Annotated in this window: 5 protein-coding genes and 2 pseudogenes; 5 read left to right on the top strand and 2 right to left on the bottom strand. The window is 46.3% G+C overall.

Annotation, left to right across the window (positions count from 1 at the left end; genetic code table 11):
• Position 1: 1 nt before the first annotated feature.
• Positions 2-289 (bottom strand): annotated as a pseudogene (gene sufU / locus ACLFWI_RS23165) (Fe-S cluster assembly sulfur transfer protein SufU); the annotation flags it as partial.
• Between the two features lie 678 nt (positions 290-967).
• Between sufU and ACLFWI_RS23160 the strand changes: the two are divergent.
• The 4 genes and pseudogenes from ACLFWI_RS23160 (at position 968) to ACLFWI_RS23145 (ending at position 5,297) form a co-directional block, all read left to right on the top strand.
• Positions 968-3,517 (top strand): CHAT domain-containing protein, encoded by a 2,550-nt coding sequence (locus ACLFWI_RS23160; RefSeq protein ID WP_446414884.1) that lies wholly within the window; start codon positions 968-970, stop codon positions 3,515-3,517.
• 55 nt (positions 3,518-3,572) lie between these two features.
• Positions 3,573-3,815, top strand: a pseudogene (locus ACLFWI_RS23155) (Uma2 family endonuclease); the annotation flags it as partial.
• Positions 3,816-4,005: 190 nt separating this feature from the next.
• Positions 4,006-4,689, top strand: coding sequence for an SDR family oxidoreductase (locus ACLFWI_RS23150; protein ID WP_446414883.1), 684 nt, complete (start codon positions 4,006-4,008; stop codon positions 4,687-4,689).
• Between the two features lie 299 nt (positions 4,690-4,988).
• Entirely contained in the window at positions 4,989-5,297 is a 309-nt protein-coding gene (locus ACLFWI_RS23145) for a hypothetical protein (protein ID WP_006099384.1), read from the top strand.
• 121 nt (positions 5,298-5,418) lie between these two features.
• Here ACLFWI_RS23145 and ACLFWI_RS23140 read toward each other — a convergent pair whose 3' ends face one another.
• On the bottom strand, positions 5,419-6,153 hold the full coding sequence (locus tag ACLFWI_RS23140; protein ID WP_446414882.1) for an SDR family oxidoreductase: 735 nt from the start codon (positions 6,151-6,153) through the stop codon (positions 5,419-5,421).
• Between the two features lie 170 nt (positions 6,154-6,323).
• Here ACLFWI_RS23140 and ACLFWI_RS23135 point away from each other — a divergent pair, with 170 nt between their 5' ends.
• Positions 6,324-7,289 carry an aldo/keto reductase gene (locus ACLFWI_RS23135; RefSeq protein ID WP_446414881.1) on the top strand — a complete coding sequence of 322 codons (966 nt, stop codon included), beginning with the start codon at positions 6,324-6,326 and terminating at the stop codon, positions 7,287-7,289.
• Positions 7,290-7,311: the final 22 nt, after the last annotated feature.

Here is a 7,311-nt window from a genome sequence, read left to right as displayed (position 1 = left end):
TTCACGATTCCAAGACAGCTTTAAGCGTATGCCAACTCAATGTCGCACATTTAATCCGTATAGGAAACTGGGAAACACCCTGTAAAGCGTTCAGTTTCCGCAACTCTGGGGAAAACTCACCTTGTCCGGTAATCATCTCCCGAAAGCGTTCCACCATTGACAGGGCTTCGGCTATGGTTTTTCCCCGTACCGTATCCGCCATCAAATCGGCTGACGCGATCACACAACCTGTTCCCTCAAACTTAATATCTTCAATCCTATCGCCTGTCGGATTCAGTTGTATCATCAGTGAGATGCAAATGATTAAGGGCGGGTTTTGTAGAAAAGTTATCGGCGTCGATTCAAAGTAAATCCCTAAACCCGCCCCTACCTGAAGGTTAATGCTGAGGATTAAAATGCTGCACAAACGCCTGATGTTCTGCTACAGCTTCCACTAATTTTATTGCGGTTGTTAATCGTTTTGATTTCATCTGAATTTCCCCCAGTTCAGATGCACTACACCCAGCCTACCCTACTTCTACTTCCTTTCCCAGAGGAATTTCCGGATGTATCCCTCTCGTGCAACCGTTGCTAAGATAAGAGAGATTGAACGAAAAATGCTGGATGTGGCTTACCCACTATGGCTAAAAAAAAATCCCTAGCCCAAATCAGTGAGCCAGGGAACGTCAATCAGGGTGCATCTACCATTTCACTCTTCTGGAATAGGCGGGGTTTATCCGGAACAATCCTGGATCAGTTCCTCCATTTGAGTTCAGTAGCATCCGCCGCCGAAAAATTCCAGCGTTCTCAACAAGGGTTAATGTCTTGCCCCTCATCCATAAGATCAAAAGAAGATCAAAAGGTCTCATTGAATACATGACTCGCGTCTGAGTCCCTAAACTCTCTAAGGAAACTTTCATAGAATTAAATCAATCTATATCTAAAGACACTATGAACGCGATAAATCTTGAAAACCCAGTAAAAACCCTTGACATTCAGCAAACTTGACCAGGCAATAGCAGTGGCACAGGAATTCCATATCTCTGTGACCCCTTTGGGGGATGACCAGCATCTAGTGCGGATTGAACGAGTCGCACCCGGGGTGCCTTTGGCAGAAGAACAAGTGCGTTGGCCCATGGATGAGTGGTTAACGCAAGCGAGACAACTGATGAATGATCCCCTCCTGGGCTTGTTACAAGGGGGGGGTAGCAGTATGGATGAGCTGTTTCTCTTGCCTAATTCAGATCAGCAAGTGCGTCAATCCTGCCAAAACTTAGTGGCGCTGGGTCAGGAACTCTATAATGCTTTATTCCAAGGGAGCTTGCGTGATAGCTGGATGATGGCACAAGCGATCGCGCAAAATCAACGCACCGTATTACGACTGCGCCTGGGACTCAAGGGGAATCGCTTACCTCGCTTACCCTGGGAAGTTCTCCATGCAGGCGATCGCCCTTTGGCAACCGGGACGGATGTCGCCTTCTCCCGATATCAACTCAGCACCGGGTTGATGCGACCGATTCATTCCCTTCCCCCTCAACCCAATCCTGTCCTGAAGATTCTTATGGTCATTGCTGGACCTAGTGATCAAGAGAGTTTAGAACTGGCACAGGAAGCAGCACATCTACAAGAAGAACTCAAAAACCGTTCTCGCCAAGAACCCCCGGCGATTCAACTCACCATTCTCGAACAACCGGGACGAGAACAACTTACCCAAGCCTTAGAACAAGGTCAATATCAAGTCTTCCATTATGCAGGTCACAGTAGTTTGGGGGATTCTGGCGGTGATGTTTATTTAGTTAGTAATAAAACCGGATTAACGGAAACCTTAAACGGTAATGATTTAGCCGGATTGCTAGCAAATAATGGCGTGCAATTAGCCGTATTTAACTCCTGTCGGGGAGCCTATACAGCCACCTCAGATCCCCTAAATAATGGCAAAGACCGCAATTTAGCCGAAGCCTTGGTCAAACGAGGCATTCCCGGTGTTCTAGCCATGGCAGAGCGAATTCCCGATGAAGTGGCACTCACCCTCACTCGCCTCCTTTATCGGAATCTTAATCAAGGCTATCCCATTGATCTGAGTCTGAGTCGAGCGCGACAGGGGCTAATTTCTGCCTATGGCTCTAACCAATTATATTGGGCGCTACCTGTACTTTACCTGCATCCCGAATTTGATGGATTCCTCACCAACGTGGAAGATGACTATCACCATCGGGAAGAACGATTACAGTTACCGGAACCACCAGATATGCCATTAGTCTCTGATGAAAGTGACGCTGAACTATTCACACAACAGATGTTAAACAGAACGAGGTTAGAGGATGAGGATGAATTCCTGTTAGAGGAGAAACCTCCCCTAGCTAAGTATGAGTATCAACCGAGGCAAAATTGGCTAGATGAGACGCCCTCAGAGGAGACTCCCTCAGAAGATGAGGGGGATGATCCGTCTAGCTTTATTAAGAATTTACTCGAACAACTGGATAGTGAGCCGGAGATCGAGGAACCTAAATTACCTCGCCCAAACGCGAATTATCCACCCCAAACCGCACCTGAACAAGAGAATCAGGACGTACCCAACCCGCCGTCTCAGCAACCCACAGTTTCCTCAGCAGCGCCAGCACCAACGTCTGTGCCAAAAACAGCAACGCCGTCATCTGAAAAGACGGTGACGCCGAAACCCGCTCCAGTGGAATCGACTGAAAAGGGATGGCGTTCTTGGCTGGTTGCGCCTAAACTGTGGATTGGATTGGGAGTTGGTGCAGTTGCGATCTCACTATTAAGTTTTGCCTTGCTTTGGAACCGCCAGCCGCAACCGGGTGGGTTAATTACATCGCCTGAGTCTCTGCCGAGTCTACCCCAACCCTCAGACTTAGATGGAATCAACTTAGACAAAGCCGAAACCAGTCGCGTTACAGCTTTCGCGATCGCACAATTAGGTAAAGGGAAGATCGAAGCTGGAACCGAAGCGGTCGAAGCGTTGCTCAATCGAGGTGCATTGTCTCAAGCCGATGCTGCACTTGGGGCTGTTTCTCCCGCCCAATTGGATAACCCAACCATCAGTTTCTTGAGAGGGCGTCTGGCTTGGCAGTCGCTTCAAACTGGAGATACAAACTATAATATCAGCGATGTGCGACGGTATTGGGAAACGGCGGTTAAAGCCCAACCTGACTCGGCTAAATATCATAATGCCCTTGGCTTTGCTTACTACGCAGAAGGAGATTTCGAGCGAGCCAACAATGCCTGGTTAGATGCTCTCACCTTAATCGAACAAGAGGAAATCGATGCAGATGTGGCGGGAAACGCAGCGAAGCAAGAAGCGCTAACGGCTTATGCTGGACTCGCTTTAGGATTCTGGAAATCTGCTCAACAACAGCCCGCCGAAAAGCGCACCAATCTTTTAAATGAATCGTTGAAACTGCGGCAAAAAGTTCTCCAAGATGACCCTGTGAATTTTCAACCTGACGCCCTGAGTCAGAATTGGCTTTGGTCTGAGCAGGCGATTCAAGATTGGCGATCGCTGTTAGGAGAAACCCAATAAAATCGGCATGGGTGGGTTCCAAAAATTCGATAAAATATGCTGTGGTAATACCTGTATGAATATAGCAACTATTCCTCTGCCTTCTCGGATAAAATTGAGTATCGATTTAACTGATGATCAGTTCTTTGAGCTGTGTCAGAGAAACCGAGACTACCGATTTGAGCGGACAAAATCAGGGGAATTACTAATCATATCACCAACGGGTAGTGAAACGGGAAATCGCAACATTGAACTTGCCTATCAACTCCAAGCTTGGAGCCGCCAGAATAATTTAGGGATTGCCTTTGATTCCTCCACCGTTCACAATTATACACTAAAGCTCGAACATAACTTACAATTCTTACCAGTAGGAGAGGTAACGACGAATTGTCTCGACGTCGTCCTGGTAGTAAACCCCACCCCTGCTTCCGGAAAAACGGGTACGCGATCGCATCTTCCCATATCGCCTTAATCTATTAGAGGAAAGGTATCAAGGGAAAACGGTAACCATGACAAAAGTGATCGTGATTACAGGTGTCACTCAGGGTTTAGGGCGAGCGATGACTGAGGGATTTATTGCTCAAGGACATACAGTTCTGGGTTGCGCTCGAAAAGAGGCGGCAATTAAGGATCTCAATCAAGCCTTTGGTCCTCCCCATAATTTTACCGTGGTCGATGTTGCCGATGAAGATCAGGTCATGGCTTGGGCAAATCTTCTGCTCAATGAATTCACTCCACCGGATCTGCTGATTAATAATGTGGCGATTATCAATAACTTAGCGCCGTTGTGGGAAATTCCCAGTCAAGATTTTTCGGATCTGATTGATGTCAATATCAAAGGAGTCGCCAATGTGATTCGCCATTTTATCCCAGCCATGATTGACCGAGGCAGTGGTATTATTGTCAATCTGAGTTCAGGTTGGGGACGCTCAACCTCACCCCAAGTCTCCTCCTACTGTACCTCTAAATGGGCAATTGAAGGCATGACGCGATCGCTAGCTCAAGAATTGCCCAAAGGAATGGCGGCGATTCCCCTGAATCCCGGTATTATCCATACCGATATGCTGGAAGTTTGCTATGGCGAAGGAGCGGCGTCTTATACAGCTATCCAAGATTGGAAGAAAAAAGCAGTTCCCTTCTTGCTGCAATTGACTCCGGCTAATAATGGTCAACCCTTGACTGTCCCCGCATGATATAATCAGAAGTTCGACTCTGCGTTTGAGGCGAGACGGCAATTATCTCGCTTCAGCCTAAAAACAGCAGGTAGAGGAGAAAAGCGGGAGCTATACAAAGTTTCACAAATAAAGGCTTGGGAAATCCCGCTTAAATCAGCTAAAATCGACTAATCATGTCCAATATTTGATAGTACGACGAAAGCAAAAAGGCGAGATTTTTAAACTTAAGCTATGGGGAAATTACCGTTCAAGGCAAAGCCCTGGACTCTAAACCAGGATTTAGTGAAGCATCAAGAATCAGGGAGGATTGAAAAGTAGTGGACAACGTTTATAAACGCCACTCTTATAAGGCAAACTTTGATCAAGCCGAACGCTACCACACCCATTGGGATGAATATTTAATTATTCCGATTTGGGAGAGAAAAACAGGGCGTTGGACAGTAACGTGGCTAGAATCAGAACAGTTGCTCGAACCGACCATTATTGATCCCTTTGGCGGTTTTGATTTCCCCACAGCTCAAGCCGCGATATCGGCGGCAAAATCTCTCATTGATCATTGTTCAGATGTGGCGGCTCGGAATGCTTTAGAAGATAGGCTGATAGAAATTTTAGAAGGGAAGGGATGATATAATATCCGATTGAATACTTATCCTGTTGGTGTAGACAAGGCAGAAGGCAGAAGGCAGAAAGAAGAAGGGAAGTAGGAAAGTTGCACTGGATTCGCATTACTTTTCTACTCGACTTTATTTACCAAGCAATAGGCTGACGATGGTTAAAAAATCCACCAGTGGGTCCATCATCGGGTAAAGTTGCCAGCCATACAGGGGTATCAGCACCTTGCTCAATGTTTAACGGTGCAGCTTCAGAACCCATATCCGTTTTCACCCAACCCGGACAAGCCGAATTGATTAAAATATTGGTTCCTCGCAACTCCTTGGCAAACAAAGCTGTAACCGCATTGAGAGCTGTTTTAGACAGTCTGTAGGTAGGAGTGAGAGTATCATAATAAGGCGAACTTGGATTACTCATTTCCGCAAAAGAACCAAGGGTACTAGACATATTGACAATGCGACCATAATTTGATTCTTTCATCAAAGGAATGGAAGCTTGACACATTAGAAAAGCGCCATAAAGATTTGTTTGCAGGGTTTGCGAGAGCGTATCAAAATCTACAGCCAATACAGACGTTGTTCTATCGAGTAGCACCCCGGCATTGTTCACAAGGATATGCAGTTCGCCAAGTTCTTGTTTAAGCCAACTAACGGCTTTGTCAATACTCTCATGACTGTTCACATCCAAAACACAGAAATCTACGTCTAATCCTTCTTGCTTAAGTTTTTCCCCAGCTTCCCGCCCCTTGTTGGCATCTCTCGCTCCCAGAATAACGCGGATGCCTTTTTGGGCGAGTTGTTTACTAATTTCAAAACCTAAGCCTTTATTAGCACCTGTAACTAAGGCAATTTTACGGGTATGATCTTCCATATCCTTGTACTGATAGGTTTTCAGCAACCTACTATCTGGAGGTTCAAACTAATTGTACCTGGGATAGACGCCAAGACCCTGCCAAAGCTTAGAAGATTTGATCAGATTGGCTTATCGGTTAATCCCTTGGCTAATTGAAGTTAAATTGTCTACGATCACAGGAATTGGTTATGGAAACGCGACCTTTAGGCACCTCTGATATCAAAATCACACCGATTATAATGGGTACATGGCAGGCAGGTAAGAGTGCCTGGGTGGGGATTGAAGATGCGGAAACGATTAAAGCCATCCGAGCCGCTTTTGATGCGGGTATCACGACGGTGGATACCGCAGAAATCTATGGTGATGGGCATTCTGAGCAGATTGTTGCCCAGGCATTATCAGATGTGCGCGATCAGGTGGTTTATGCGTCCAAAGTATGGGTAGGGAATCTGAAACACGATAAAGTTATCGAAGCCTGCGATCGCTCTCTGAAAAATCTACAGACAGATTATATTGACCTGTATCAAATTCATTGGCCCCCCGGAACATTTAATACTGAGGTGGTGCCGATTGAGGAGCCAATGAGCGCCTTGAATAAGCTAAAGGAACAGGGAAAAATTCGGGCAATCGGTGTGTCTAATTTTTCCCGCGCTCAGTTAGAAGAAGCGGCTCAGTATGGGAAGATTGAGAGCTTACAGCCCCCCTACTCCTTGTTTTGGCGGAAAGTAGAGCAAGATGCTCAACCCTACTGCATTGAGAATAATATATCAATCCTGGCATACTCATCCCTTGCTCAAGGATTGCTCACGGGTAAATTTGGACCCGATCATCAATTCCCAGAAGGCGATCATCGTGCCAAAAATCGTCTGTTTCAAGGAGAAAACTATAAACGAGCGCAGCAAGCTTTAGATAAACTGCGTCCAATTGCCGAACGCCATGATTGCAGTCTTGCCCAATTATCCTTGGCTTGGTTAATTGCCCAACCCCAAACTCATGCGATCGCGGGAGCGCGTCATGAGGGACAATCCTCTAGTAATGCTAAGGCGGCTGAGGTTAAATTATCTCAAGAAGAACTGCAAGAAATTGACGCGATCGGACGCATTGTTACTGATCCCTTGGGCGATAATCCCGTGATGTGGGATTGGAATTCATAACCGACAAATAATTAGGAAGAGT

The organism is Coleofasciculus sp. (assembly GCF_046539235.1).
In the GTDB taxonomy this organism is placed as follows: Bacteria; Cyanobacteriota; Cyanobacteriia; order Cyanobacteriales; family Coleofasciculaceae; genus Coleofasciculus.
The sequence above is the reverse complement of the archived record's forward strand: the minus strand, read 5'-3'. Positions and strand labels throughout refer to the sequence as shown.